The sequence below is a fragment of the Streptomyces oceani genome, from assembly GCF_001751245.1.
Classification (GTDB): Bacteria; Actinomycetota; Actinomycetes; order Streptomycetales; family Streptomycetaceae; genus Streptomyces; species Streptomyces oceani.
The window spans coordinates 276,439-301,995 of record NZ_LJGU01000113.1 but is presented as its reverse complement, the minus strand read 5'-3'; the positions used below and the strand labels follow the sequence as shown (position 1 = coordinate 301,995).

General features: G+C 70.3%; 17 protein-coding genes. 11 read left to right on the top strand and 6 right to left on the bottom strand.

The window, feature by feature from the left end; translation table 11 throughout:
• Positions 1-30: 30 nt before the first annotated feature.
• The 3 genes from AN216_RS07150 to AN216_RS07140 all read right to left on the bottom strand — a co-directional run bounded on the left by AN216_RS07150 (position 31) and on the right by AN216_RS07140 (position 5,135).
• Positions 31-1,044, bottom strand: a complete 1,014-nt coding sequence (locus tag AN216_RS07150) for a TAXI family TRAP transporter solute-binding subunit (RefSeq protein ID WP_070195737.1) — start codon at positions 1,042-1,044, stop codon at positions 31-33.
• A 109-nt stretch (positions 1,045-1,153) separates the two neighbouring features.
• Entirely contained in the window at positions 1,154-2,152 is a 999-nt protein-coding gene (locus AN216_RS30030) for an LCP family protein (protein ID WP_338059232.1), read from the bottom strand.
• An 853-nt stretch (positions 2,153-3,005) separates the two neighbouring features.
• Entirely contained in the window at positions 3,006-5,135 is a 2,130-nt protein-coding gene (locus AN216_RS07140) for a bifunctional polysaccharide deacetylase/glycosyltransferase family 2 protein (RefSeq protein ID WP_079166343.1), read from the bottom strand.
• A 491-nt stretch (positions 5,136-5,626) separates the two neighbouring features.
• On the opposite strand from AN216_RS07140, the gene miaB reads away from it, so the two are divergent.
• Together miaB and AN216_RS07130 are read left to right on the top strand one after the other, a co-directional pair.
• The gene (gene miaB / locus AN216_RS07135; protein WP_070195736.1) at positions 5,627-7,189 is read left to right on the top strand and encodes a tRNA (N6-isopentenyl adenosine(37)-C2)-methylthiotransferase MiaB; all 1,563 of its coding nucleotides are present in this window, start codon (positions 5,627-5,629) and stop codon (positions 7,187-7,189) included.
• Between the two features lie 102 nt (positions 7,190-7,291).
• Positions 7,292-8,029 carry a class III extradiol dioxygenase subunit B-like domain-containing protein gene (locus AN216_RS07130; RefSeq protein WP_070195735.1) on the top strand — a complete coding sequence of 246 codons (738 nt, stop codon included), beginning with the start codon at positions 7,292-7,294 and terminating at the stop codon, positions 8,027-8,029.
• A gap of 129 nt (positions 8,030-8,158) precedes the next feature.
• Here the strand turns inward: AN216_RS07130 and AN216_RS07125 are convergent, their stop codons facing one another.
• Positions 8,159-8,416: an antitoxin gene (locus AN216_RS07125; protein WP_070195734.1), complete on the bottom strand. Its 258-nt coding sequence runs from the start codon at positions 8,414-8,416 to the stop codon at positions 8,159-8,161.
• 361 nt (positions 8,417-8,777) lie between these two features.
• On the opposite strand from AN216_RS07125, the gene miaA reads away from it, so the two are divergent.
• The 5 genes from miaA to hflX all read left to right on the top strand — a co-directional run bounded on the left by miaA (position 8,778) and on the right by hflX (position 15,608).
• Entirely contained in the window at positions 8,778-9,725 is a 948-nt protein-coding gene (gene miaA, locus AN216_RS07120) for a tRNA (adenosine(37)-N6)-dimethylallyltransferase MiaA (protein ID WP_070195733.1), read from the top strand.
• A 107-nt stretch (positions 9,726-9,832) separates the two neighbouring features.
• Positions 9,833-10,357 (top strand): hypothetical protein, encoded by a 525-nt coding sequence (locus AN216_RS07115; RefSeq protein WP_244502358.1) that lies wholly within the window; start codon positions 9,833-9,835, stop codon positions 10,355-10,357.
• A 108-nt stretch (positions 10,358-10,465) separates the two neighbouring features.
• Complete coding sequence (gene dapF, locus AN216_RS07110) at positions 10,466-11,362, top strand: diaminopimelate epimerase (protein ID WP_070195731.1); 897 nt, start codon at positions 10,466-10,468, stop codon at positions 11,360-11,362.
• Positions 11,363-11,546: 184 nt separating this feature from the next.
• Positions 11,547-13,889 (top strand): RelA/SpoT family protein, encoded by a 2,343-nt coding sequence (locus AN216_RS07105; protein WP_079166341.1) that lies wholly within the window; start codon positions 11,547-11,549, stop codon positions 13,887-13,889.
• 222 nt (positions 13,890-14,111) lie between these two features.
• Positions 14,112-15,608 (top strand): GTPase HflX, encoded by a 1,497-nt coding sequence (gene hflX, locus AN216_RS07100; protein WP_070195730.1) that lies wholly within the window; start codon positions 14,112-14,114, stop codon positions 15,606-15,608.
• A 142-nt stretch (positions 15,609-15,750) separates the two neighbouring features.
• Here hflX and AN216_RS07095 read toward each other — a convergent pair whose 3' ends face one another.
• Together AN216_RS07095 and AN216_RS07090 are read right to left on the bottom strand one after the other, a co-directional pair.
• Positions 15,751-16,941 carry a trypsin-like serine peptidase gene (locus AN216_RS07095; RefSeq protein ID WP_070195729.1) on the bottom strand — a complete coding sequence of 397 codons (1,191 nt, stop codon included), beginning with the start codon at positions 16,939-16,941 and terminating at the stop codon, positions 15,751-15,753.
• Positions 16,942-16,957: 16 nt separating this feature from the next.
• Positions 16,958-18,145, bottom strand: coding sequence for a trypsin-like serine peptidase (locus tag AN216_RS07090; protein ID WP_070195728.1), 1,188 nt, complete (start codon positions 18,143-18,145; stop codon positions 16,958-16,960).
• A gap of 530 nt (positions 18,146-18,675) precedes the next feature.
• On the opposite strand from AN216_RS07090, the gene AN216_RS07085 reads away from it, so the two are divergent.
• The 4 genes from AN216_RS07085 (at position 18,676) to AN216_RS07070 (ending at position 25,421) form a co-directional block, all read left to right on the top strand.
• Positions 18,676-20,493, top strand: coding sequence for an IucA/IucC family protein (locus AN216_RS07085; RefSeq protein ID WP_244502355.1), 1,818 nt, complete (start codon positions 18,676-18,678; stop codon positions 20,491-20,493).
• 21 nt (positions 20,494-20,514) lie between these two features.
• Positions 20,515-21,297, top strand: a complete 783-nt coding sequence (locus AN216_RS07080; RefSeq protein WP_079166340.1) for a GNAT family N-acetyltransferase — start codon at positions 20,515-20,517, stop codon at positions 21,295-21,297.
• Positions 21,298-21,462: 165 nt separating this feature from the next.
• A complete protein-coding gene (locus tag AN216_RS07075; protein ID WP_070195726.1) occupies positions 21,463-23,244 on the top strand; it encodes an IucA/IucC family protein in 1,782 nt (593 codons plus the stop codon).
• A gap of 179 nt (positions 23,245-23,423) precedes the next feature.
• A complete protein-coding gene (locus AN216_RS07070; RefSeq protein WP_070195725.1) occupies positions 23,424-25,421 on the top strand; it encodes an ATP-dependent DNA helicase in 1,998 nt (665 codons plus the stop codon).
• Positions 25,422-25,557 lie beyond the last annotated feature (136 nt).

The following is a 25,557-nucleotide window of genomic DNA, read 5'->3' as shown; positions in this document are numbered from 1 at the left end:
CCAGGAGAGCCGGAGCGTGAGCGGGGACGCTCAGGGCTTTACCTCGCGGTAGTAGCGGCGAGCTCCCTCGTGCAGGGGAAGTGGATCGGTGTAGATGGCCGTACGCAGGTCCACCTTCTGCGCGGCGTGCACCTGGTTCCCGATCTCGTCCCGGCTGTTGATCAGCGAGCGGGTCAGTGCCTCCGCCGTCATCGGGTCCGTACGATCCGTGGTGACCAGCAGGTTCGCCACCGCGAGCGTGTTGACCGGCTCGCCCTGTTGGATGGCCGGGTACGCGTCCGCGGGCATCACCGCCGCCCGGTAGTGGCGGGTCTCCGGCTGCATCTTCCGCAGCTCCGGCACGAGGTCGCCGAGTTGGACGAGCCGGATGGGGGTGCGGGTGGCGAGTTGTTCGATGGCGGTGGTGGGCAGCCCACCGGCCCACAGGAACGCGTCCAGTTCGCCATGGGCCAGCTGGTCCGGCATCCGATCGATGCCGACGTCCCGCGCCCGGATGTCCCGATCCCGGTCCATGCCGGCGGCCTTGAACAACCGTCCCGCCACGAGGCTCACCCCGGAACGCCGCTCGCCGATCCCCACCCGCAGACCGGCCAGGTCCGTCAGGCGGCGGACGGACGAGTCGGCGGGGACTACCAGTTGGAGGTAGTCGTCGTAGAGCCGTGCACAGGCCGAGAGCCGGTCGGCGTGCGGGCCGTCGGCGTTCAGGTACGCCGCCGCCGCGTCCGACTGCGCGAGGGTGAAGTCGGCGTCACCGGACGTCAGCAGGTCGATGTTGTGCACCGAGCCCTGACTGGGGGCCAGCCGCATGTCCAGTTCCGGTGCGTCCCTGGCGAGCCGCCTACGGAGCAGGGTGCCGTACCGGGCGTACACCCCGCTGGTCACCCCGGTGGCGAAGGTGAGGTCACCGCTGGGCGTCGGACTGTCCCGCTGCCACAGCCAGTACAGCGGTAGCCCGACCGCGAGACCGCCGCCCACCCCGGCAGCGCGCAGGAGCTGTCTGCGCGGCAGCTCGGGTAGCCGGCGTGGTTTCGCGGGGCGGAGCACGGTGCGATCCTGTCAGCTGTGTGGTCGACCCGCTCGTCGGACGGCTCGGGCCGGTCACCGGTATCGGGGCCACCGGTATCGGCGGGTCAGTGAGTCAGCGGCCAGTGGGTCAGTTTCCGGAGAAGGTCACCTTTTCGTCGTTGCGCAGCTGGGTGAACAACTTCTGGGCCTTGCGCCGGTCCCATTTCACCGTACTGCCCTTGGGCGTGTGGTGGTACGGGTCCGAGACGGGGACGTTGATCTGCTTCCCGTCGCCCGAGGCGACGCTCTGCACGGCTCGGAAGAGCGCCGTCAGGTCCACCAGACTCATGTCCTCGTCCACGACAAGCGTGTCCAGCGCCGCGTTCACGGTCGGATACGCCTTGAGCGGGTTGAGCGCGACGTCGGGAGTGGCCGCCCTCTCGGCGAGGGCCGCGAGGAACTTCTGCTGGTTCCTCGTCCGCCCGAGGTCGCCGTTGGCCTCCTGATGCCGCTGCCGGACGAACGCGAGAGCCTCGGCCCCGTCCAGTTGGCTGCAGCCCTTCGGGAGATCGAGGCCCGACTTCCTGTCCCGCACGTCCCGTTTCAGGCACATCTCCACGCCGCCGACGGAGTTGACGACGTCCACGAAGCCGCCGAAGCCTATCTCCGCGTAGTTGTCGATCCGGAGGCCGGTGTTGAGTTCGACGGTGCGCACCAGCATCTCCGGGCCACCCCAGGAGTACGACACGTTGAGCTTGTTCTTCGCGGCCGGATGATGCCTGCCGGTCTCCGGACGGGTGAACTCGGGCAGGGTCACCCATGAGTCCCGGGGCAGGCTCGTCATCGTCGTACCGTTGGCTCCGGTGTGCAGCAGGATCATCGAGTCCGTCCGGCCGCCCTCGCCCCCGCCGGTGTGCAGGTTCTCCTGTTCCTCCTCGGAGAGCCCGGTGCGGCTGTCCGAGCCCACGATGAGGAAGTTGCGCCCCTCGCCGCGTGGCGGGCGGTCCGGGAGGCCACCGAGATCGACGGACCGGTCGAGTTCGGTGTCCGCCCAGACGTACGTGCCGGCCGGAGTGAGCAGCAGCAGACAGGTCAGGAACGCCAGCCAGCGCGCGATCCGCCGGCGACGGCTGGGCCGAGGCCGCAACGGCCGGCCGGCCGGCCGGTAACCGCCGTCGCCGTCGCGTGACGGCAGGCGTTCCTGCCTCGGTACGGGCCGTGCCTCCGTGGGGACGACGGGGTCTGGCTGAGGGGGTCCGTACGGAGTGGGCTCGGGGTGGTACGGCGTCCCGCCGGGTCCGTACGGCGTGGGCTCGGGGTGGTACGGCGTCCCAGCGGGTCCGTACGGCGTGGGCTCGGGGTGGTACGGCGTCCCGCCGGGTCCGTACGGCGTGGGCTCGGGGTGGTACGGCGTCCCGCCGGGTCCGTACGGCGTGGGCTCGGGGTGGTACGGCGTCCCGCCGGGTCCGTACGGCGTGGGCTCGGGGTGGTACGGCGTCCCGCCGGGTCCGTACGGCGTGGGCTCGGGGTGGTACGGCGTCCCGCCGGGTCCGTACGGCGTGGGCTCGGGGTGGTACGGCGTCCCGCCGGGTCCGTACGGCGTGGGCTCGGGGTGGTACGGCGTCCCGCCGGGTCCGTACGGCGTGGGCTCGGGGTGGTACGGCGTCCCGCCGGGTCCGTACGGCGTGGGCTCGGGGTGGTACGGCGTCCCGCCGGGTCCGTACGGCGTGGGCTCGGGGTGGTACGGCGTCCCGCCGGGTCCGTACGGCGTGGGCTCGGGGTGGTACGGCGTCCCGCCGGGTCCGTACGGCGTGGGCTCGGGGTGGTACGGCGTCCCGCCGGGTCCGTACGGCGTGGGCTCGGGGTGGTACGGCGTCCCGCCGGGTCCGTACGGCGTGGGCTCGGGGTGGTACGCCGCCCCGCCGGGTCCGTACGGCTCCGAACCGGGCCCGTACGGCGCCCAACCGGAATCCGGGCCCGGCGGGTACCCGTACTGCCCGTCATGCCCCGGTATGGCTCCTGGCCCCGTCGGGCCAGGGTGCCAGTTGTTGCCGTTCACTCCGACCGCCGATCAGTGGTGGGGGGACATTGGTGTGCTGTGGGGGTGGTGGTGGGGGTGGTGCCGTCTCGCTGAGCTCCGCCAGAGGCACGGGCTGACCGATCTCCTGGGCCGCCGTGCCGGACCTGTGCATCCGGTGCCAGCGCAACCGAGTGCCGAGCAGCGCGGTGACGATCGACTGGATCACCACCAGATACATCAGCTGCCGATAGACGATCAGCTGGGCGGGCATGACCCACAGGGAACGGAGCCGTTCCCCGTCCAGACGCAACGCGTATCCGGCGCAGACCAGTTGGGCGGCCAGGAAGGCCAACCAGACGGTCAGGGAGCGCATCGGGTCCTGGAAGAGGGTGCCGTAGATGGCGAACAGGTCGATGATCGGGGCCAGCAGGGGCAGCGCCACCTGGAAGACCGCGAGATACGTGAGGCCGCGACGGCCGAAGCGACCGGCCGGCCCCACCTCGAGCATGGCCCGCCGGTGTTTCCACATCGCCTGGAGCGTGCCGAAGCACCAGCGGTAGCGTTGCCGCCACAGTTGCCGCAGCGAACCAGGGACCTCCGTCCAGGCGATCGCGGACTCCTCGTACACCACCCGCCAGCCCGCCCGCCACAGCGCCATGGTGAGGTCGGTGTCCTCCGCGAGGGTGTCCTCGCTGACGCCGCCGATGCCCATGAGCGCGTCCCTGCGGAAGGCGCCGATGGCCCCCGGGACCGTGGGCATGCACTCCAGGACCTCGAACATCCGCCGGTCCAGGTTGAACCCGAAGACGTACTCCAGGTGCTGCCACCTGCCCAGCAGCCGACGGCGGTTGCCGACTTTCGTGTTGCCAGACACCGCGCCTACGGCGGGGTGCGCGAGCGGCTGGATGAGTCGGTACATCGCCTCCGGATCGAAGACGGTGTCCGCGTCCACCATGACCACCAGGTCGTGCTGGGCGTGCGCCAACCCGGTGTTGAGGGCCGCCGCCTTGCCGGAGTTCGGCTGCCGTACGACCGTCACCCGGGGGTCCCGTACGGCAGCCGCGAGTTGGCTGGTCCGGTCCGTGGAGCCGTCGTCGATCACGATGATCTGTAGGCGTACGTGCTGGGAGCCGAGCAGGGAGCGGATGGTGGACTCGATACCGGCCTCCTCGTTGAAGGCCGGTATCAGGACGGTGATCGGCTGGTTGACCTCCCGCAGCCAGGGCGCACCGGGACGGAAGCGCTCCAGCCGCCGTACGTGCGCGCGAGCGAACAGCACGAGGAACAACAGTCGGGACAGCCCCAGGGCGCCCGCGAGCGCCAGCACCCAGATCATGCTTCCGGCGAAGGCGTGACCGAGCTTCTGGGCCCACAGCAGGGCCGTCCCCTTCCAGCGTTCCACGTGCGAGGTGGGGGTGTTGGTGGACGGCGTGCCGATGCCCGCCGTCACAGTGGTGAACTCGCTGATGTTCTCGTTGTTCAACAGCCGTTTGGTCTCCTTGTACGCGAGACTCGTCTGGCTGTATTGCCGGATCGCGCCTTTCGCCGGTTTCCGGGACTGCGGGTCGGCGGCGACAAGTAGATAGCCCTGATCGAGGACACGTTGTGCGGCTTTCCATTTGGCGCCGCACAACGTGTCGGGCGTCGTCGTCTGTGGCATTCGCAACAATTTGGTGTGTACGCCCACGGTGCCGGCCAGCGCGGTTCGCGTCAGGGACAGTTCGAGCCGGGAACGCATTTCGGAGGCCGAGGCCAGGTCGCCACCGGTGTAGGTGTGGGACCCGATCTCGTGCCCCTCCGCGCGTATCCGCTGGACCAACTCCGGGTGCCGGGCCGCCTGGGCGCCGGACAGGAAGAAGGTGGCTCGCGCGTCGTGCCGGTCCAACAGGTCGAGCAGGCGTGGGGTCCACTCGGGGTCGGGGCCGCCGTCGTAGGTGAGCGCGACGGTGCGTTTCGGCATCGAGGCGGTGGTCAGTCCTCCGCCGTCGTCACGCAGCACCGGGCCGCCGTCCCGTACCTCCCGAGGGGCCGGAGCCGTGCAGTCCGGCGGACTCGTCGCGGCGTCCACCTCGTGCTTGGTCCAGCCCTCGAAGAGCAGCGCCGCGAACATCACGGGGACGACGACGGCCAGCAGGAGCCAGTGTCCCCGCGGATTCCGTGACAGCCGGTGACGGCCCTTTGCCGGGCGCCCGCTCACCTCGGCGCCGCGGTCGAGTGACCCGGGATCGGCGCTGGAGCTCTGCTGCTGAGGGGGGACCGCGTCGGGCCGGCGACCGGGCGTACGAGATGCCGGTTGACGGTCGCAGGGCGATTGCCAAGGACGAGTTCCGGGGAATCAGCGAGAACCGCCGCATAGCGCGTCGATATTCCGTGGGGGACGCGCGCGTCGGTGTCCGGTCGTCGAATGTGCAATTTCTGCGCATTGCTTGTGGGGGTGGCGTTACGCATGCTGCGGGAGTGTAGCTGCACCTTTGGCGAGCGGTGACCGGGAACGGGTAAGCCGTTCCCGGTGCAGACCAGACACCGGCAGCCGCGCGGTGACGAGTTGTGGGAGGATGCCGACTTCCGCGGGCAGGGCGGCGAACCCTCTACCCTGGTGCCATGACCGCGCGGGACACCCTTGATCGAGACGACCGCGGCCGACGCTACGAAATCCGTACGTTCGGCTGCCAGATGAACGTGCACGACAGCGAACGCATGGCCGGCCTGCTCGAGGACGCGGGCTACGTGCGGGCGGCCGAGGAGGACGCGGAGCCGGCCGACGTCGTGGTGTTCAACACCTGCGCGGTCCGGGAGAACGCCGACAACCGGTTGTACGGCAACCTCGGCCAACTCGCCCCACGGAAGGCCGCCGACCCCGGGATGCAGATCGCGGTGGGCGGCTGCCTGGCCCAGAAGGACCGCGACACCATCGTGCGCAAGGCGCCCTGGGTGGATGTGGTGTTCGGCACGCACAACGTCGGCAAGCTGCCGGTGCTGCTGGAGCGCGCGCGAGTGGAGCGGGAGGCTCAGGTCGAGATCGCCGAGTCGCTGGAGGCGTTCCCCTCCACACTGCCGGCACGGCGGGACAGTCCGTACGCCGCCTGGGTGTCCGTATCGGTCGGCTGCAACAACACCTGCACCTTCTGCATCGTCCCGCAGCTGCGCGGCAAGGAGAAGGACCGTCGCCCCGGTGACATCCTCGCCGAGGTGGAGGCGTTGGTCGACGAGGGTGTCAGCGAGATCACCCTGCTCGGGCAGAACGTCAACGCCTACGGCAGCGAGATCGGCGACCGGGAGGCGTTCAGCAAGCTGCTGCGTGCCTGCGGGCGGATCGAGGGGCTTGAGCGGGTTCGCTTCACCTCGCCCCACCCGCGGGACTTCACCGACGACGTGATCGCCGCGATGGCCGAGACGCCGAACGTCATGCCGCAACTCCACATGCCCCTGCAGTCGGGATCTTCACGGGTGTTGAAGGCGATGCGCCGCTCGTACCGGCAGGAGCGCTACCTCGGCATCATCGAGAAGGTGCGGGCGGCGATGCCGGACGCGGCGATCTCGACCGACATCATCGTGGGCTTTCCCGGTGAGACCGAGGCGGACTTCGAGGAGACCCTGCACGTGGTGCGGGAGGCCCGGTTCGCGCAGGCCTTCACCTTCCAGTACAGCAAGCGGCCCGGGACCCCCGCGGCCGAGATGGCGGGACAGCTTCCGAAGGCGGTCGTGCAGGAGCGGTACGAACGGCTGGTGGCGCTCCAGGAGCGGATCTCCTGGGAAGAGAACCAGAAGCAGACCGGGCGGGTCCTGGAAGTCATGGTCGCTGAGGGGGAGGGGCGTAAGGACAGCTCCACGGGGCGCCTGTCCGGGCGAGCTCCGGACAACCGGCTGGTGCACTTCGTGCCGAGCGTGCGGGAGGAGAGCGAAGGGGCGCGGAGCCTGCCCACGGAGCGCCCCGTACGCCCCGGGGACCTGGTCACGGTGGAGATCACCTACGCGGCTCCGCACCACCTGCTGGCGGAGGGGCCAGCCCACTCGGTGCGGCGCACCCGCGCCGGGGACGCCTGGGAGTTGCGGAACGCCGCGCCGACGGCGGAATCCGCTGGTGGCGGAGTGTTGTTGGGGCTGCCGACCATCGGCGCGCCGGAACCGCAGCCCGCCGCGAGCGGAGGTTGCGGAACCTGCTGAGCACGTCGGGTTCGGGCGGCTTCGGCCGGCGGATGACGCCTTCCCGCGCGGCGTGCGGGGTGGCCGTGGGCCGGGCCGGTCTCCGGCGCTAAGCTGCGCGCCATGCTTGTCGCCGCAGCTGTCTGCCCGTGCCCGCCTCTGCTCGTACCGCAGGTCGCTGCGGGGGCGGCCGGGGAGATGGACGACGCGCGAACCGCCTGCTACGACGCGATCGCCGTGCTGGCGGCGGCGCGCCCCGACCGGCTGGTGCTCGTCGGGCCGGCCGACCAAGCGGAGCGTGGCCGGCATCCGCAGGGAGCCCCCGGTTCCTTCCGGCCGTACGGCGTGGATCTGGACGTGACACTGGGTCCGGCGTACGCGACCCTGGGCCTCGCGGACGAGACCCTGGGCAGCGCGCGCCCGCTGCCACCCGCTCTCGCGGTGGGTGGCTGGTTGCTGGAGCGTACGGCCTGGACAGCGGCCCCCGTCGAGGGGCTGGGGGTCGGCGAGGCGCTGTGTCGCGATCGTTGCCTGGAGGCGGGGCGTGAACTCGCCGGGTCCGCCTCCAGGGTGGCCCTGCTCGTCCTGGGGGACGGCAGCGCCTGTCGTACGTTGAAGGCCCCCGGGTACTTCGACGAACGCGCGCTGGCCTTCGACACGGCGGCAGCCCGCGCATTGGGCAGCGCGGACCCGGCCCTCCTCGGAGAACTGGACGAGGAGTTGGCGTACGACCTGCACGCGGCCGGCCGCTCCAGCTGGCAGGTGCTCGCGGGGGCGGCGGAGGGGGCCGGGCTCACCGGCAGGATGCTCTACGAGGACGCGCCGTACGGCGTCGGTTACCTGGTCGCCAGCTGGTCCTGACACCCGTCACCGGGCCGCGATCCTGACCCGGGCTCACTCGCTGCGTACGGTGAGGTCGCCGGCCGGGCCGGCGAACCGCCAGGTCCGCGGCCACGGCCGACGGGACGGGGAGCGGCGGGGCGCAGCACCTCAGGCTGCGTCGCCGCCACGGCTTTCGCCGCCGGTACCTTCGCCGCCGCGGCTTTCGCCGCCACGGTTCTGGTCGCCACGGTTCTGGTCGCCCATCCGGTCCACCTTGTCCTTGGTTTTGTCGGTGCCGGACTGGATCTTGTCCGAGTACTTGCCGCCGGTCTTGCGGTCGAGCGTCTCTGCGCCCTTGTCCACGCCCTGGCCGACCTTCTCGCTGTGCTGGCCGAGCATGCCCTTGACCTTGTCCATGAAACCCATGGCGGTGACCTTCCGTTGTGGCGTCTGTGGGGGCGCCCCCGGCCCGCCGGTGCCGAGGCTCAGCTCTCGGTGCGGGCTCGGGGTCCGGCCGCTCGGCTGGCTCGCCGAACCTGGACCATCTCCTCGGCCGACTCCGCCGCCGTTCGCCAGGTGGTCTCCCGCGCCTCCGCGGAAATCCCGATGAAACTGACGATTAGGTCATATATGGCGGAAACGCCTGTACACCTTCAAACCATACGTGAGTGGGGCGCATTATGCGCAGTGCGGAGCGGTCGAGGGCCGGCTCACCCGGGGTGGCGGGGCGAATCGGTTCGTTGACCGGCCGCCCTTGGGGCGGTCGGTATTTGCGAGAATCGTCTCCGTGAAAAGTCCGACTTCCCTCGACTCTGCCGCTCCCGTCATCGCCGTCGTCGGCCCCACCGCGTCCGGCAAGTCGGACTTGGGCGTCGAGCTCGCTCGGCGGCTCGGCGGCGAGGTCATCAACGCCGACTCCATGCAGCTCTACCGGGGTATGGACATCGGCACGGCAAAGCTGACGCCTCGGGAGCGTCAAGGCGTGCCACATCAGCTGCTGGACATCTGGGACGTGACGGTCACCGCCAGTGTCGCCGAGTACCAGCGCCTGGCCAGGGCCCATATCGACCGACTGTTGGCACGGGGGCGTGTCCCTGTGCTGGTCGGTGGTTCGGGGCTGTACCTGCGCGGTGCCGTCGACGCCCTGGACTTTCCCGGTACCGATCCGGCCGTACGCGAGCGGCTGGACCAGGAGTTGCTGGAGCAGGGGTCCGACGCACTGCACGCTCGGCTGGCCGAGGCCGACCCGGAGGCCGCGCGCGCGATCCTCCGCAGCAACGGCCGCCGCATCGTACGGGCCCTGGAGGTGATCGAGATCACCGGGCGGCCCTTCACCGCTAACCTCCCCGGGCACGAGTCGGTCTACGACACGGTGCAGATCGGTCTTGACGTGGCGCGACCGGAGTTGGACGAGAGGATCGCCGCGCGGGTCGACCGGATGTGGCGGGAAGGGCTCGTTCACGAGGTGCGGCAGTTGGAGGCGGAGGGCCTGCGTGAGGGCCGTACGGCGTCCCGGGCCCTGGGGTACCAGCAGATACTCGCGGCGCTCGCCGGCGAGTGCACCGAAGCGGAAGCGCGGCAGGAGACCGTTCGCGCCACCAAGAGGTTCGCGCGCCGGCAGGATTCCTGGTTTCGGCGCGATCCGCGGGTGCACTGGCTCGCAGGGTCGGCCGATGACCGAACGGAACTCACCGACCGCGCGCTGTCGTTGCTCGAACGACCGGTTACAGCCTGATCACGTGATGGCATCGGGACGCCCCGAGCGGCCGCCCGGGCAGTTCGGACGTGCCATCATCAACCATCGTTCGAGCCAAGCAGCCGGAGTTGGGAGGGCGTGTGGCGATGGAGGCCGGCCCTCGTGACAGCGAGGAGTCCAGAGTGGACTCCGTACCGGAGAGTAGGCGTGCCGATGCTTATGGTGACGGGCGCGGTCCGTCCGAGGCCGTGGTGTCCGCGGGTGACTCCGGGACGCGCGGCGGCGGCCGAGGAGCGGAGGACGGCGACGAGTCCGTCGCGGAGCCGCCCGCCGAGGAACCGCAGGAACTCCGACCGCAGCGTCGGATGCGGCTGTGGCAGCTGGCGCCGATCGTCGCGCTGGGAGCGCTGGGCTCGCTGATGTTCGCCTTTCCGTTGGCCTTCGAGCCAGGCGGTAGGTCGGGCGCGGTCGTGGCGATGCTCGGACTGTTGATCTCCTGCTGCGCCGCCGGCTGGGGCGTCATGGCCGCCCGGCGGGTGGGGCACACCTGGCCCGGGCTGCCGGAGCCAGGCTCCGGACAGCGAGCGGACTGGCGGGTCGCTCTGCTCTACGCGCTCGTCGTCGGTACGACCGCCGCGCTCGCGGTGTGGCGGGTCGCGCGGCTCAACTGAGCCGAGACGTGTGCGACCCGCGGCCGCCTCCCGCGGGGTGGCTCGCGGTCCGCGGTGCGACGCGGGTGACGGGCACGGACGTACCAGGACTGTCGTACGATCGACGGCGTGGTCAGCACGCATCCCGTGGCCTTCCTCAAGGGACACGGCACCGAGAACGACTTCGTGATCCTCCCGGATCCCGCTGGCGAGCTCCGCCTCTCCACGGAGACGGTGGCCCGGCTCTGCGATCGGCGGGCGGGTGTCGGGGGTGACGGTCTGCTGCGCGTCGTACGCTCCGCCGCCCATCCGGAGGCACGGGAGATGGCGTCCGAGGCCGAGTGGTTCATGGACTACCGCAACGGCGACGGCAGTCTCGCCGAGATGTGCGGGAACGGCCTACGGGTCTTCGCGTACCACCTGGTCCGCTCCGGACTCGTCCCCGCCGGTGACCTCGCCGTCGCGACCCGGGCCGGAGTGCGGCACGTGCGCGCCAGCGCGTCCGGCGGCGACGCCGCGGGGCGGGCGGCGGATGGCGCGGTGACGGTGGACATGGGGCGGGCGAAGCAGCTGGACGGTGCCGTCACGGTCACCGTCGGGGATCGCTCCTGGCCGGCGTACGCGCTGGACCTGGGGAACCCGCACGCCGTCGTCTTCGTCGACGAACTCGCGGACGCCGGCGCGCTGCGTACCGCCCCGGCGGTCGCTCCGGTCACCACCTTCCCTGACGGCGTGAACGTCGAGTTCGTCGTCAGGCGGGGCGAACGGCACATCGCCCTGCGGGTGCACGAGCGGGGTGCCGGAGAGACGCGTTCGTGCGGCACGGGGGCCTGTGCGGCGATGGTCGCCGCGGCTCGTAGGGACGGCGCTGACCCAGCCCTGGATGGTTCGGGAGTCACGTACACGGTCGATGTGCCGGGTGGCCGGCTGGTTATCGCTGAGGAGGCGGACGGTCGTATCGTGATGACGGGTCCCGCCGTCATCGTGGCCGAAGGTAGCCTGAACGCAGGCCAGTTCGGATTCTGAGGACAGGCGGGAAGCGCCGGGTGCCAGCCTTTCGGACGGCGATGGCGGATTACCGCGTCGCTCGATTGGGTGATCCGACGCTCCTCGGCTGCCACAGGCTGAGCAGTCGATACGGGGCTGTGTAGCATTCACGGACTCGGGAACGGCATCCGGGCCCCGGGGTGTCCAGTTGCGGGAGGTGCCAATGGGTGCGGTGCGAAGCCTTCGCAGGCTCAGTCGCGTTGCTCTGCTCGGACCCGCGCCACGGAGTGGGGTCCCCGACGCCATCGAGCATGTCGTACAGGCGCACCGTGCCCATCATCCGGGAGCGGACGTGGACGCGCTGCGCAGGGGATACCTCCTCGCCGAGTCCTCGCACCGTGGGCAACGGCGCAAGAGTGGCGAGCCCTACATCACGCATCCGCTGGCGGTCACCCTGATCCTGGCCCAACTGGGCGCGGAGCAAACCACCCTCACCGCTTCCCTGTTGCACGACACCGTCGAGGACACCGAGGTGACGTTGGCCCAGGTGCGCGAGGAGTTCGGGGCCGAGGTGGCGCACCTGGTGGACGGCGTCACGAAGTTGGAGAAGGTGGACTACGGTGAGGCCGCCGAGTCGGAGACCTTTCGCAAGATGCTCCTGGCCACCGGCAGCGACGTCCGGGTCATGGCGATCAAGCTGGCGGACCGACTGCACAACATGCGTACTCTCTCCGTGATGCGCCCGGAGAAACAGGTCCGGATCGCGAAGGTGACGAGCGACGTCCTCATCCCGCTCGCGGAACGGCTCGGGGTGCAGGCCCTGAAGCGGGAGCTGGAGGACCTCGTCTTCGGCATCCTGTTGCCGTCCGAGCACGCACGGGCCCAGGAGCTTGTCGACACCCACCGGCAGGGCGCGGACCCGCTCACCCAGGTCGCAGCGCACGTGCGGTCCATACTGCGCGAGGCCCAGATCGACGCCCAAGTGCTCATCCGCCCGCGCCATGTGCTCTCCGTGCACCGGCTTCTGCGCAAGCGGGGCGAGCTGGGTCCGTGTGACTACGGCCGCCTGATGATCCTGGTTTCCGAGGACGCCGACTGTTACGCGGCGCTGGGGGAGCTGCACACCTGCTTCGTGCCGGTGATGTCGGAGTTCAAGGACTTCGTGGCGGCTCCCAAGTTCAACCTGTACCAGTCGCTGCACACCGCCTTCGCGGACGCGTCGGGCCAGGTCGCCGAGGTGCTGATCCGTACCGGACGCATGCACCGGATCGCCGAGGCAGGCGTGATCGCCCTCGGTGACCCGGACGCCACCCAGCCCGCGGCGACCCCGCGACCGCCGGGTGACGGGTCTGCCGTGGGTGTCGGCACGGGCGAACGGACCGACGAGCCGGTCGCGGACTCCACGCGTCCGGGCTGGCTGTCCCGATTGCTGGAGTGGCAGAGCCACGCCTCCGACCCGGACACGTTCTGGAGCGAGCTGCGGGAGGAACTCGCGGAGGATCGGGAGATCACCGTCTACTGCCCGGACGGCGGTGAGGACGCCGCTCGGGAGTCCAGCGGCGTCCTGTCGCTGCCGGCTGGGGCCAGCTGCGTCGACGCCGCCTACGCCCGGCACGGTACGGCCGCGCACCGGTGCATCGGTGTCCGTGTCAATGGACGATTGACGGCGCTGAACACCGTGTTGCGGGACGCCGACGCGGTCCAGCTGTTTTTGGCTCCGGCGAGCGCCGCCGCCACGTACGCGCCAGCGCCGGAGTGGCTTGACCACGCGCGTACGCCCGCGGCCCGGCTGGCGATCCGCCAGTGGCTGGCCGCCCACCCGGGGCCCTCCGATGCCGAGCCGGTGGCGGCCACCGCGCTGTCCGACCCGGAGACCCGGGCCGCCGACGTTCCATCCGGTGCCCGGCCCGGGTCCGCGGCCGCCGTGGTACGAGCCCCCGACAGCGCGGCGGACCGTACGGGCGCACCGGAGGATACGGGTCCACCGAATCCTCCGGACGCCTCGGAGGAGTTGGTCACGGTTAGCGCACAGCCAGCCGCTCTCGGTGCGGACAGCACCGCGCCGGGCGAGCCCTCCGGCGAGCCGGCCGGCACAGAGGCCGACGCCGCAGTCTCCGAGGTCGTCGGGAGTCCGGACACGGCCGTACGGTTGGCCAACTGCTGCACGCCCGTGCCGCCCGACGCGGTCACCGGCTTCGAGGTGCACGGCGGCACGGTCACGGTGCACCGGGACAGTTGCCACACCGCCGGCAGCATGGCCGCCGCGGGCGGTTCCACCGTGTCCGTGCGCTGGCTGCGGCACGCCACGGGCTGCCAGGTCACGCTGCTCGCGGAGGCGTTCGGGCGCCCCCAACTGCTCGCCGATCTCACCGAGACTATCGCGGTGCAGGGCGCCGCGGTCGTGTCGGCGGACGTGGAGCCGCCACGCGAGCAGCGGGTGCGCCACACCTACACCCTGCGGCTGCCGGACGCGACCCGGCTTCCCGCGCTGATGCGCGCGATGCGGCGGGTGCCCGGGGTGTACGACGTCAGCCGCGCCGGTCGACGTCTTCCGGCGGGTGGCTGAGCCGCCGCTCGGCCGCCGGGGACGGCTGGGCGGCCCAGCGGCCTGGCAGATGGCCGGGCGCTGCCAGGGGCGTAAATGCGGTGACGTGCGGCATGTGACGTGTCACGATTTGGGCAAGCCGGGCCCGTCTGCTGCCGCCCTTCGTGGGGAATCATCCGGGTGCCGTGAGCGTTTCGGCTGGCATAGGGGTCTCGCACCCGCTCCCGCTACGTAAGGAAGCCATTGACCTTCTCTTCTTCCCTTCCGCATGCCGGCCAGCGCATCGCCGGGTCGACCCGCCGAGCTGACGCCCTGATGGAAGAGGACGTTGCTTGGGGTGACGACACCGACGGTCAGCGCGACGGCGAACAACACGACCGCACCGACCGAGCGGCGCTTCGCCGGGTGGTCGGCCTGTCCACCGAGCTGGAGGATGTCACCGAGGTCGAGTATCGCCAGCTCCGGCTGGAGCGCGTGGTGCTCGTCGGGGTCTGGACCTCAGGCACGGCCGAGGACGCCGACAACTCCCTGGCGGAGCTGGCGGCGCTCGCGGAGACGGCGGGTGCCCAGGTGCTCGAAGGCGTCGTGCAGCGCCGGGACAAGCCGGACCCGGCCACGTACATCGGTTCCGGCAAGGCGGAGGAGCTCCGAGACCTGGTCCTGGAGGCCGGTGCCGACACCGTCGTCTGCGACGGTGAACTCACCCCGGGCCAGCTGATTCACCTTGAGGACGTCGTCAAGGTGAAGGTTGTCGACCGGACCGCGCTGATCCTCGACATCTTCGCGCAGCACGCCAAGTCGCGTGAGGGCAAGGCCCAGGTCGCGCTGGCACAGATGCAGTACATGCTGCCGAGGCTGCGTGGTTGGGGCCAGTCGCTCTCCCGACAGATGGGCGGTGGTGGTTCCGGCTCCGCGGGAGGCGGGATGGCCACCCGTGGTCCCGGTGAGACGAAGATCGAGACCGACCGTAGGCGTATCCGCGAGAAGATGGCGAAGATGCGCCGGCAGATCGCGGAGATGAAGACCAGCCGCGATGTCCAGCGACAGGACCGCAAACGGCACAAGGTGCCGTCGGTAGCCATCGCCGGCTACACCAACGCCGGCAAGTCGTCGTTGCTCAACCGGCTGACCGGGGCTGGAGTGCTGGTGGAGAACTCGCTGTTCGCCACCCTCGACCCGACGGTGCGCAAGGCGGAGACCCCGAGTGGCCGGGCGTACACGCTCGCGGACACGGTGGGGTTCGTGCGCCACCTCCCACACCACCTCGTCGAGGCGTTCCGCTCGACCATGGAGGAGGTCGGTGACGCCGATCTGGTCCTGCACGTGGTGGACGGATCACACCCGGCTCCCGAGGAGCAACTGGCTTCGGTGCGGGCGGTGATCCGGGACGTGGGCGCCGCCGAGGTGCCCGAGATCGTGGTGGTCAACAAGGCCGACGCGGCCGATCCACTCGTCCTGCAGCGGCTGCTGCGACAGGAGAAGCACGCGCTCGTCGTCTCCGCCCGTACGGGCCAGGGGGTGGCCGAGCTGCGGGCGCTGTTGGACGAGGAGTTGCCGCGCCCTTCGGTGGAGACGGAGGTCCTGCTGCCCTACACCCAGGGCGCGCTGGTTTCCCGTGTGTACACCGAGGGCGAGGTGCTGTCCGAGGAGCACACCGCGGAGGGCACCCTGCTCAAGGCGCGGGTGCACGAGGAGTTGGCCGCCGAGTTGGGCACGTACGCGCCCTCCGCACAGCCCTGATGCACACCGCACCCCGGGCCCGCCGACCCGAGGGGTGCGGGCCCGCGGGACACCCGAACAGCGAGCGGGGTCCGTACTCCCGGTGACACCGGCAGTACGGACCCCTCCTCCGCGTGCGTAGACCGCGGACGGTGCGCAACGCTCAGTTGCTGCTCGCGTACTTCTCGCTGATCGCCTCGAAGACGCCCTTGGCCGCCTTCCCCAGTCGTGGGCCCGCGGCGTAACTCACATCCGGACGGTCGATGAGGGAGTTGACCGAGATCAGCTGTGCCTTGCCGTCCTGTCCCGCGGCGAACATGCCGCCCCCGGACATGCCACCGGTCATCGTGCAGCCGATGCGGTACATCGAGGGCTGCGACGGGTCCAGCGTGAAGCGGCCCGGCTTGTCGGCGCACTGGAACATCCGTGCGCCCTTGTAGGGCGACTCAGCGGGGTAGCCGTACGAACTCATGCTGGCGAATCCGTCGGTGGACGGGGCGTTGAAGTTGATCTTCACGGCGGTCCCCACCGTTTCCTCGAGGGACTTGCCGGTGTTCGGGTCCGAGCGGACCTTCATCACGGCGAAGTCCTGCTGGGCGCCGCCACCGCCGTTCTCGCTGCCCTCGTTCATCCAGTAGTTGGTGGTCTGAATCCACTCCACCCACCAGTCGTTGTACGGATGGACGTCGCTCCGTGCCGCACCGTTGACGTCCGCCGCGGACAACCCGGAGTTGTTGTAGGCGGGCACGAACATGATGTTGCGGAACCAGCCCTTGCCCTTGCCGCCGTGGACGCAGTGTCCGGCGGTGGCCACCAGGTTGGACTTGCCCGGATTACGCGGGTCCTTCACCACGGTTCCGGAACAGACCATGGGACCGTCCGGGGTCTCCATGAAGATCTTGCCGGCGGGTGCCGCGTTCTCGGAGTACGGAGTGTCGACGGGCTCGGCCGACACCTTGCTCGGCGCCTTGTCGGTGGCGTCGGCGGTCGTCTCGATGTTCGCCGGCACCGTGTTGTCGTTGCCCTGCGCCTTCTCGATCCGGTCCGACTTCCAGTGGTCCGGAAGGTAGGGGTTGGCGAACTCCTTGGCCTCACGCAGCCACTTGTCCTTGTCCCAGTCCTTCCAGCCTCCCTGCTTCCACTTGTCGAGGTCCTTGATCAGCTCTTCCGGGATCTGCTCCGCGAGGGAGTCCTCCTTCGCGCCCGGCTGCTCGGAAGCGCTCGGGTCGGACTTGCCCGAGTCCTTCTCCTCGTCACCTCCGGTGCAGGCGGTGGCGGTGACGAGGAGAGCGGCGACGAGGGCCGTCGCGGCGAGTACGGGGCGCTGGCGGCCCGTCCTGGTCGTGAATGACATTCTCAGTGTGCCCCGTTCAGCCCTGGTTGCTCACGGCGTCGAAGACGGCCTTGGCCTTCTTGTCCAGGGCGGGCCCCGCGAGCCAGGTGTGGTCGAGTGGGCCGATCGAGGTGACGGACAGCAGTTTCTCGCCGTCCGCGCTCAGCCACGGGCCACCGGAGGAACCACCGGTCATGGTGCAGCCGACGCGGTACATCGTGGGCTGCTGTGGGTCCAGGGAGAGTCGGCTCGGCTTGTCCTTGCAGGCGTACATCGTCTCGCCGCTGTACGGCGGAGCCGCGGGATAGCCACGGGCGGTCAGGCTCGGGATGTTCTTCACACCGGGAGTGTCGAAGTCCGCCTCGACGGCGCCGCCGACGGCCTCCTCAAGGCTCCGGGTGTTGCTCTTCTCCTCCGGACGCACCTTGAGCACCGCGAAGTCCTGCGGGGCGCCGTTGCCACCGCTCGTGGACCCGTTGTTGATCCAGAAGTCGGTGGTACGTGCCCGCTCGGCCCAGTACACGCCGTTCGGCGCCACGTCCTTCTTCGGCGCGTTCTGCAACTGCTCGGAGGACAGGCCCTTGTTGTTGAACTGCGGCACGAACACGACGTTGCGGAACCAGCCCTTGCCCTTGCCGCCGTGGACGCAGTGTCCGGCGGTGGCCACGAGGTTGGACTTGCCGGGGTTCTTCGGGTCCTTGATGACCGCTCCGGAACAGACCATGGAGCCCTTCGGGGTCTCCATGAAGATCTTGCCCACCGGCGGTGCCTTCTCGGTGTAGGGCGTCGGGACCTTGGCGGCCTTCACGGCGTCCGGGGCCGGATCGGTCACGCCCTGGTCGATGTCCGAGTCGTCGACGTCGCGCTCGCGGTCGTTCTCCTCCGCGTCGCCCATCCGATCGCGGTCCCAGAAGTCCTCGATGATCGGGTTGATGAAGTCCTCGGCCTCACGCAGCCACTTGTCCTTGTCCCAGTCCTTCCAGCCGCCGTTGAGCCACTTCTGGATGTCCGCCAGGGAGATGTCCTTGGGGAGCTCGTCGGGCAGTCCCAGTTCCTGCTTGCGGTCGCCGCTCGGCTGCGAGTCGCTGCCCTCGCTCGCCTTCGCGTCCCCGCCGTCCTCCTCCGGCCCGCACGCGCTGGCCGTCACGGCCAGCGCGGCCACGGCCGCGGCGATGGCCATCGTTCTCCTACGACGGCCGCGCACGGTGGTGCCTATGAGCGACATGTATGGAACTCCCCCTGTTGTCGATCTTCTTGATGGAACCGTCGGGACCCGCCGGAGCGAAGTCGCCCCCACTATGCACGGCGAGGTGGGGGACGGGCGCGGCCGGGTGCCCGGTTCCCACGAAATCTCTGCAAGTCGTAACCCGATGGTGGCGACCATGGAGCCAACCGTGATCAGGCGCCGCCTCCTTCGTTGGTCTGTACGGGGGACCGCGGCCCGCTGTTCGGCGAGCCGAGTCGACAGCACAGGAGGCCGTTGCAGTGAACGCGCGCTCGGGACCGGAGGAGCACCGCGGCAGACTCGGACACCGGACGCCGTACGACTCCCCCCGCGCCCCGGAAGCGGCCGTACCGCGGCAACACTCGGCCGCGGAGGCACTTCCGAACGACCGTACGGCGGATGCGCCGTGGCCCTCATGGAAGGCGGCCGTTGACTCGGCACCCGACGTCCCGGGACCCGTAAACGGCCTCCGAGCGGGCGAGGCCGAGCGGTGGAGGGAGCACGCCGGCTTCGCCCGGAGCACGGCCACGGTGCCGGACCACCGGCCGTACGGCACGTCGTTCGGTCGCTCCGACCCCCACGCGGTCGCGGACGTCTCGGGGACGGAGAACCTGCTGCGCTGCTGGGCACGGGAGACCGGGCTGGCCGCGCCCGCCGGTGAGACACTCCGGGTGCCGCTGCCCGCAAGCGCGACGGCCCTGTGCGTACGGGTGCACCACTGGTCCACAACGGGCTGGCATCGCTTCGGCCCCCCGCAGTTCGAGAACGCGCCGGCGGACGCCATGCCGTTGGACGCCGTCACCGTCGCGGCGCTGCTCGGCAGAGAGTCGGGCCACCGGTCCGGGGCCGCGGTCCCGTCGGACGAGGTGACAGCGCTCGTCGGTCGCGTCGCTGACTCCGTACGACACACGGGCGTGTTCCTCGCTGAGCGGGCCGCCGCGCCGGAACCGGTAGTGAGCGACCGTTTCCTGGAGGCTGAGCAGGGCCTCCTCCTCGGCCACCCCACGCATCCCGCTCCGAAGAGCCGCGAAGGGCTCTCCGAGAGCGAGGCCAGGACGTACTCCCCCGAGCTGCGTGGCGCCTTCCCCCTGTACTGGATGGCGGTCGACCCCGCCGTGCTGGCGGGTGACTCGGCGTGGTGCGAGAAGCCCGGTCATCCCGCGGGGGAGGCTCCGGACGATGCCGTACGCGTCCGTGACCTCACCGCCAAGCTCGCGGGGCCCGCTGTCGCCGCGCGGGCGCCCGCTGGTTGCGCGTTGCTGCCGCTTCATCCATGGCAGGCCCGTGAGGTGCGCGAGCGTCCAGCGGTCGCGGAGCTGCTCGACACCGGGCTGCTGCACGACCTGGGCGTCGGCGGCGACTTGTGGTATCCGACCTCCTCGGTGCGTACGGTGTACCAGCCCGGCGCGCCGGCCATGCTCAAGCTCTCGCTCGGGCTGCGGATCACCAACTCACGGCGCGAGAACCTCCGCAAGGAACTGCTGCGCGGTGTTGAGGTGCACCGCCTGTTGCGGGGCGGGCTGGAAGCTGCCTGGCAGGCCGCGCATCCCGACTTCGACATCGTCCGTGACCCGGCCTGGATCGGGGTGAACGACCGGGGTGGCACGCCTCTGCCCGGGTTGGACACCGTGATCCGGCACAACCCCTTCGCCTGCGGTGACGACGCCGTCTGTGTCGCTTCCCTCACGTCCCCGCGGCCCTGGTCCGGGGGCCGACAGCCGGGGCTGCGCTCCCGGCTGTCCCAGGTCGTGCGATGCCTCGCGGACCATACGCGAAAGCCGGTCGCTCAGGTCTCGGGGGAGTGGTTCGCCCGCTATCTGGAGGCGGTGGTGCGGCCGGTGCTCTGGCTGGACGCGTACGCGGGCATCGCCCTGGAAGCCCATCAGCAGAACACCGTGGTGCTGCTCGACGGGGAAGGGTGGCCGCTCGGCGGTCGCTACCGGGACAACCAGGGCTACTACTTCCGTGCCTCACACCGTGCCGCCATCGAGGGGCGGCTGCCGTCCGCGGGTGTCGCCAGCGACTCGTACGTGGCGGACGAGGTGGTCAACGAGCGCTTCGCCTACTACCTGGCGATCAACAACGTGTTCGGGCTCGTCGGAGCGTTCGGGTACGCCGGACTGGCCGAGGAGGCGGAGCTGCTGTCCGCGTTCCGGCGGTTCCTGCGTACGGCGGCCGACGGTACGACCGACGAGCCGGTGTCCCCGCTGCCTCGGATGCTCCTGGAAGCACCGGAGCTGCGCTGCAAGGCCAACCTGCTGACCCGGTTGCAGGGGATGGACGAACTGATCGGGCCGGTCGACACCCAGTCGGTGTACGTCACCGTCAGCAATCCGCTCAGCGACTGAGCGGGGACAGGAAGCCTCGCCATGCACCCTCGGAAGGCGCAGAATCCGCCGCCCGCCGCTCCAACCGGGCCGCCGGGCGACTCCGTTGCGGGTCGATCGGAGGGATCCGGCACCGGGTCCCGGGCCCAGCGGGGTGCCGCGTCCGGGAGCGCGGACACGGTGGCCGTCGAGCTGCCGGCCGAACTCGCCGGACCGGGCGGACCAGTCGGGACCAGGCCGTCTCGCCCGACCGGAGAGGACCTGCTCGATTCAGTCGCGCGCTGGCCCGCCACGAACACCGCGGCGGGAATGCTGCAACTCGTCCCGGTACGAATCACTCGCGACCTGCCGTTGCTCAGCCGTTGGATGAACGATCCGGCGGTCGACGAGTTCTGGAACCTGTCCGGCCCGGCTGGGGCGACGGAGGCACACCTGCGGGCCCAACTCGAGGGAGACGGACGGAGCGTGCCCTGTCTCGGGGTGCTGGACGGCGTGCCCATGAGCTACTGGGAGATCTATCGAGCGGATCTCGACCCGTTGGCCCGCTACTACCCGGCACGTCCGCATGACACCGGAATTCACCTGCTTCTCGGGGACAGCGCGGACCGGGGGCGGGGAGTCGGCAGCACGCTGCTGGGCGCCGTCACCGCACTCGTCCTGGACCAGCGCCCCGACTGCCGGCGGGTGCTGGCGGAACCGGACGTGCGGAACGCGCCGTCCGTCGGCGCGTTCCTCCGTGCCGGGTTCCACCTCTCCGCCGAGGTGTGGCTGCCGGACAAACGTGCCGCGCTGCTCGTGCGCGAGCGCGCGGCGTCCGACCCGTGACGGCGGGCGCTGACGGCGGATCCCGACCGCGGATTCGGCCGTACGACCGTGAGCGGGCACGCGCGGTCCAGCACACCATCCTCGCAACTGAGAGAGTCCGGTCCGCACCGGGCACCCCAAGGGCCCGTGACCGCGGACCCGGCCCCAACCCCGAGAAGGAGATCCATGCCCGAGCATCATACGGTTCCGCAGCCGCCCGCCGGACTGGACAGCGAAGCTTGGGACCGTGCCGCAGCACGGCTACTGGCCAAGATGCTCGCTGAGTTCGCCTATGAGGAGATCATCCAGCCACGCCCAGTGGGGCCGGCGGAACCGGACGGCTACCGACTGCGGGTCTCTCCCGAGCTGACGCTTCGATTCCGGGCTCGCAGGGGCACGTACGGCCACTGGCGCGTCGAACCGGAATCCGTGACACCGGACAGCGACCCGATCCACTTCCTCACCGTCGCCGGGCCCGCTCTCCTGGGTCTGAGCGGGGACACCACGGGACACCTGATCCGGGAGGTCACCGCCACGTTGACGGCTGACGCCCGGATGAGTCACACGACCCCGGACGTGTACACGCTCGCCGACCTCGACTACGCCGAACTGGAGGGCCACCAGACCGGCCACCCGTGGCTTGTCGCGAACAAGGGCCGACTCGGCTTCTCCGACGCCGACGTGGCCCGCTGGTCGCCCGAGGCCCGGGAGAGCCACCCGCTGCCCTGGATCGCCGTGCACCGTGATCTGGCGACGTACCGTGGCGCTGGCCCGCTGGCCGAGCCGGAGCAGTTGTACGCCGGGGAGCTGTCGGTCGACCTCCGCCAGCGGTTCGACTCCTTACTACGGGAGCGTGGTCTCGCGGCGGAGCGGTATCTGCTGCTGCCCGTCCATCCCTGGCAGTGGGAGGAGACGATCGTCCCGTTGTTCGCGCGGGAGATCGCCGCCGGCCGGATCGTACCGCTGGGGGAGGACGAGGATCTGCGACGGGCACAGCAGTCCGTCCGTACGTTCCTCAACGTCAGCCGTCCCGACCGACACACCGTCAAGCTTCCGTTGTCGATCCTCAACACTCTCGTCTGGCGCGGGCTTCCCACCGAACGGACCGTCGCCGCGCCGGCGGTGACCTCCTGGGTGCAGGGGCTGCGGGACGGGGACGCCTTCCTGCGGGACGAGTGCCGGGTGATCCTGCTCGGCGAGGTGGCCTCGGTGGCCGTGGCACACCCGGCGTACGACGTGCTGCCCGACGTGCCGTACCAGTATCGCGAACTGCTCGGGTGCATCTGGCGTGAGCCCCTGAGTACCCGGCTGGACCAGGACGAGCGGGCCCGCACCCTCGCCGCGCTGCTGCAGACGGACGGGGCGGGGCGTTCGTTCACCGCGGAGCTGGTGCGTCGCAGCGGGCTGCGTGCCACCGTCTGGCTGCGTCGGCTGTTCAACGCGTTGCTGCCGCCGTTGCTGCACTTCCTCTACCAGTACGGCACGGTCTTCTCACCGCACGGTGAGAACGCCATCCTCGTCTTCGACCAGGACGACGTACCGGTACGGCTGGCCGTCAAGGACTTCGTGGACGACGTCAACGTCAGCGCGCAGCCGCTGCCCGAGCATGACGCCATGCCTGATCTGGTGCGTGCCGTGTTGCTCACCGAGGAGCCCGACTTCCTCCCGCAGTTCATCCACTCTGGACTCCTCGTCGGGGTCTTCCGGTATCTGGCACCCCTGTGTGAGAGTCAACTCGGTGTCCCGGAGGCGGATTTCTGGAGGTTGGTACGTGCGGAGGTCCTGCGGTACCACGAGAGGTTCCCGGAGCTGAAGGAACGGTTCGCTCTGTTCGACATGCACACGCCGCGTATTGAGCGTCTCTGTCTCAACCGTAACCGGTTGTATCTGGACGGCTATCGGGACCGCTCGCAGCGTCCGCACGCCGCCGTGCACGGCACCGTGGCCAACCCGCTGGCGGCCGACTGAACGAGCTCCCGACGCGCCGGCCGTACGTGGGAGGTGCTTCGATCGCCCGGCCCTCGCGCCAACCTGTCGACGGGGACCGAGTCTCACGAGTGGCCGGGCGGGTCGCGGACTGGAGTGGAGAGGTCACGGACCGGAACCCGGGAGCCGATGTCAGTGCCGACACGTAGGCTGTGCACGCTATGACCAAGCCTGACCTCACTGACCTCCTGCACGCCGCCGTCACCGCGGTCGGCGGTGTGGAACGCCCTGGCCAGGTGGCCATGGCGGAAGCCGTTGCCCAGGCCGTCGAGGACGGCACCCATCTGCTCATCCAGGCCGGCACCGGCACCGGGAAGTCGCTCGGATACCTCGTGCCCGTGCTGGCACACGGTGAGCGGGCGGTCGTCGCGACGGCCACGCTCGCGCTGCAGCGCCAGTTGGTGGAGCGTGACCTGCCGCGTATGGTCGAGGCGCTGCGTCCGCAGCTGGGGCGGGCCGCGCAGTTCGCCATGCTGAAGGGGAGATCCAACTATCTCTGCCTGCACCGGCTGCACGAGGGCGTGCCGCAGGAGGAAGAGGACGGCCTCTTCGACCCCTTCGAGGCCGCGGCACCCACCAGCAAGCTGGGCAAGGACCTGCTGCGGTTGCGTGACTGGTCCGATGAGACGGAGACCGGGGATCGGGACGACCTGCGTCCCGGCGTCTCCGACCGGGCCTGGTCCCAGGTCTCGGTGTCCGCGCGGGAGTGCCTGGGGGCGTCCCGCTGTGCGTACGGCGCCGAGTGCTTCGCCGAGGGGGCTCGGGAGCGTGCCAAGCTGGCGGATGTCGTGGTGACCAACCACGCCCTGCTCGCCATCGACGCCATCGAGGGTGCGCCGGTGCTGCCGGCACATGACGCCCTGATCGTGGACGAGGCACACGAGCTGGTGTCCCGGGTCACCGGCATGGCCACGGGGGAGCTGACGCCCGGTGGTGTGCAGCGGGTGGTGCGCAGAGTGGCGAAGCTGGTCGACGAGAAGACGGTTGATCAACTGCACACCGCCGCGGAGACCTTCGAACGGCTGATGGAGCTGGCACAGCCCGGGCGGCTGGAAGCGCTACCCGAGGATCTCGGGTACGCCCTCATGGCTCTTCGCGACGCCGCCCGCGCGTGCCTGGCGGCGCTGTCCGGCACCCGGGACAAGTCCGTGGAGGACGAGGACGCGGTCCGGAAGCAGGCCGTGGGCGGCATGGAGAACGTCCTGGAGGTGGCCGAGCGTGTCGTGCAGGGCTCGGAATACGACGTGGTCTGGTACGAGCGTCATGACCGTTTCGGCGCCTCCCTGCGGATCGCACCGTTGTCGGTCGCGGGACTGTTGCGGGAGAAGCTCTTCGCGGACAGATCCGTCGTGTTGACCTCGGCGACGCTGAAGCTCGGTGGGGATTTCAACGCCGTCGGTGCCTCGCTCGGCCTCGGGCCGGAGAGCCGGGACACCGCGGACACATCGGACGCGGTGGACTGGCCGGAGTGGAGCAGCCTGGACGCCGGCTCCCCGTTCGACTACCGCAAGCAGGCGATTCTGTACGTCGCCAAGCATCTCTCGCCACCAGGCCGGGACATGGCTCGTACGGACATGCTGACGGAGCTCGCCGAGTTGGTCGAAGCCGCTGGCGGGCGCACGCTGGGGCTCTTCTCCTCCATGCGTGCCGCGCAGACCGCCGCGGACGAGCTGCGCGAGCGATTGGACGTGCCGATTCTGCTGCAGGGGGAGGAGACCCTGGGCGAGCTGATCGGCCGGTTCGCGGAGGACCCGCGCACATGCCTCTTCGGGACCTTGTCCCTCTGGCAGGGAGTGGACGTGCCTGGTAGCAGCTGCCAGTTGGTGGTGATGGACCGGATTCCCTTCCCTCGCCCCGACGACCCCCTGATGAGCGCCCGCCAGAAGGCCGTGGAGGAGGGGGGTGGGAACGGCTTCATGGCCGTGGCCGCCTCGCACGCCGCGCTGTTGATGGCGCAGGGAGCGGGTCGACTGGTGCGTGCGGCCGGAGACCGTGGCGTGGTGGCCGTGCTCGACCCCCGACTTGAACGGGCGCGGTACGGCGGCTTCCTACGTGCCTCGATGCCGGACTTCTGGTACACGTCGAACGCTTCTCAGGTGCGTCGCTCCCTGGCTTCGATCAACGCCGCAGCGGTGCAGGCCGAGGAGGCCGGCGCGTGATTCTGAACCCTTCCAGCGGCCGTTTCGCGCCGGCGGCTCTTTCCTGGGTGCCCGCGTGCAGCCAGGCCCTGGAACAGTCCCGCTGTCCCAGGGCCATACCCTCCCGGCAACACCCCGTCGGTGTGCTGGCCCTCGC

Bases quoted from the DNA above. Each gene is read 5' to 3' on its own strand.
- AN216_RS07140 (WP_079166343.1), bottom strand. From the start codon at position 5,135: ATGTTCGCGGCGCTGCTCTTCGAGGGCTGGACCAAGCACGAGGTGGAC.
- miaB (WP_070195736.1), top strand. From the start codon at position 5,627: ATGACCGCGCGGGACACCCTTGATCGAGACGACCGCGGCCGACGCTAC.
- AN216_RS07130 (WP_070195735.1), top strand. From the start codon at position 7,292: ATGCTTGTCGCCGCAGCTGTCTGCCCGTGCCCGCCTCTGCTCGTACCG.
- AN216_RS07125 (WP_070195734.1), bottom strand. From the start codon at position 8,416: ATGGGTTTCATGGACAAGGTCAAGGGCATGCTCGGCCAGCACAGCGAG.
- AN216_RS07115 (WP_244502358.1), top strand. From the start codon at position 9,833: ATGGAGGCCGGCCCTCGTGACAGCGAGGAGTCCAGAGTGGACTCCGTA.
- AN216_RS07105 (WP_079166341.1), top strand. From the start codon at position 11,547: ATGGGTGCGGTGCGAAGCCTTCGCAGGCTCAGTCGCGTTGCTCTGCTC.
- AN216_RS07095 (WP_070195729.1), bottom strand. From the start codon at position 16,941: ATGTCATTCACGACCAGGACGGGCCGCCAGCGCCCCGTACTCGCCGCG.
- AN216_RS07090 (WP_070195728.1), bottom strand. From the start codon at position 18,145: ATGTCGCTCATAGGCACCACCGTGCGCGGCCGTCGTAGGAGAACGATG.
- AN216_RS07080 (WP_079166340.1), top strand. From the start codon at position 20,515: ATGCACCCTCGGAAGGCGCAGAATCCGCCGCCCGCCGCTCCAACCGGG.
- AN216_RS07075 (WP_070195726.1), top strand. From the start codon at position 21,463: ATGCCCGAGCATCATACGGTTCCGCAGCCGCCCGCCGGACTGGACAGC.
- AN216_RS07070 (WP_070195725.1), top strand. From the start codon at position 23,424: ATGACCAAGCCTGACCTCACTGACCTCCTGCACGCCGCCGTCACCGCG.